This window comes from Jeotgalibacillus sp. ET6 (assembly GCF_029667115.1).
Classification (GTDB): Bacteria; Bacillota; Bacilli; order Bacillales; family Jeotgalibacillaceae; genus Jeotgalibacillus.
The window spans coordinates 1-264 of record NZ_JARUIU010000125.1; the positions used below are offsets into that span (position 1 = coordinate 1).

Genomic DNA, 264 nt, shown 5'->3' on the forward strand with positions numbered 1-264 from the left:
CAAAGAAAACCTTGCTCAATTATTGGATAAATACCTCCAACAAGATGAGCCGAATTATAGCCGCTATTATGTCTTCACGTGCTTTTCCTCTAGACGAAGCATCAATGGCAATATTTTTTAATTCTATGGTTTGCTCATCAACGGCTAAAGTAGGATCAGTGGAGAAAATACAGCATGCTGCGACTAGAGACGCTTTTAACCATAAATGGCTCATTTGGTCTCCTTTCTGCTGAAAAATAGATTTGAGTTCCGTTCCATTCAATT

1 protein-coding gene is annotated in these 264 nt (G+C 38.3%); it reads right to left on the bottom strand.

Features of this window, described 5'->3' with window-relative positions:
* Nucleotides 1-19: 19 nt before the first annotated feature.
* On the bottom strand, nucleotides 20-264 hold a 245-nt coding region (locus P6709_RS20020; RefSeq protein WP_278242651.1), incomplete at its 5' end, for a hypothetical protein.